1 protein-coding gene is annotated in these 1,506 nt (G+C 36.3%); it reads left to right on the top strand.

The annotated features are described in order from the left end of the window. The first annotated feature begins 147 nt into the window (after positions 1-147). Positions 148-1,098, top strand: coding sequence for a flagellin (locus MXE38_RS12275; RefSeq protein ID WP_246915496.1), 951 nt, complete (start codon positions 148-150; stop codon positions 1,096-1,098). The last annotated feature ends 408 nt before the right edge of the window (positions 1,099-1,506 follow it).

The following is a 1,506-nucleotide window of genomic DNA, read 5'->3' on the forward strand; positions in this document are numbered from 1 at the left end:
AATTCTATTATAGCATCGATACAAGAAACTATACTATATTGACATTTTGGTTTTATACATACATATAGATGATTACAGATTTGTTTCGGTAATTTAGACGGAAATCATACTATTGTCGGTCTATATGAGAAAGAAGAGAGAGTAATTATGGCTTTATATGTAAACACAAACGTTAGCTCTATTAATGCGCAGAGAAAGTTAACCAATGCAACAAATAGTCTGAACACTAATTATCAGCGTCTTGCATCTGGCTTACGTATTAACTCAGCAAAAGATGATGCTGCTGGCCTTCAAATTTCCGATCGATTAACAGCTCAGATTAACGGTTTAAATCAGGGAAATCGTAATACCAATGACGGTATTGCCTTAGCCCAGACCATTGAAGGTGCTCTCGACGAAACCACCAACATGCTCCAGCGTATCCGTGTACTAGCTGTGCAAGCTGCCAACGGCACCAATACCGAAAGTGATCGCAAAGCCCTTCAAGAAGAAGTTACTCAGCTTTCTCACGAAATTACACGTATTGCCAAGCAAACTACTTTTGCTGGTGGTCTGGTATTAAATGGTAAATATGTTCAAGCTGGTAATTCAAAGAGCTTAATCCCTGCTGATGGCAAGTTATTATTCCAAGTAGGCGCTAATGCAGGTGATACTTTATCTTTAACCTGGGATGAGCCTTTTAATATGACTGGTATTGCTAAACAGGCTAGCGTTGCACATAAAGATACTGTAGGAGCAGCAAATCCTACAGGATATGTTCTTACTGATACTAATAAAAAATCTCTAGCTCGTTGGGCTGTTGAAACTATGGCTTTAGCAACTGCTACATTGTCAAACATCGATAAGTTTATCCAAGTTGTTGATTCTAAGCGTGCTGAGCTAGGTGCGATCCAGAACCGAATGGAAAGCACCATTCGTAATCAGGCTTCTATTGCGGAAAATGAGGCCGATGCACGTAGCCGTATTCGTGATACCGACTTTGCCTCTGAGACTGCCGCTTTAACTGCCAATAACATTATTCAGCAGGCTTCTCAGACTGTACTTGCACAAGCTAACCAGCGCCCAACTATTGCTCTTAGCTTGTTAGGTCAACAATAATATAAATCTTTTCTTTCTTGTAATACAAAAAGGCGAACTTAGGTTCGCCTTTTTGTTTTTAGCTATTTGTAATTTTCTGTGAAGCTATTTAGATTTACATCTAGGGCATGATTATATTGCGATGAATTACGGCTTATAAAAAACGTTTATTTTTGGAAAATTTATTTATTATTTTCTTAAAATTTAGAGATTAATTTCATATATTAATCTGGCTTTTGCAGCTTTGAGTAGTTAAGTTTTGCTATATCTATTGATTTATATCTATGCAGCATCATTACTTTCTTTTTTGGGTTAATTCTAGTGCATCTATCAAAAAAAATTAATATTTTATCTACAAAACTAGATGCAACTGTGTTATAATTCTGTATTTTAATGCATCTAGTTTATTTTTTAGTAGGATTAACCCCA

The organism is Anaerobiospirillum sp. NML120448 (assembly GCF_023050945.1).
Classification (GTDB): Bacteria; Pseudomonadota; Gammaproteobacteria; order Enterobacterales; family Succinivibrionaceae; genus Anaerobiospirillum.

What these genes read in the sequence shown, in the direction of transcription:
- MXE38_RS12275 (WP_246915496.1), top strand. Translation starts at nt 148, where the DNA reads ATGGCTTTATATGTAAACACAAACGTTAGCTCTATTAATGCGCAGAGA.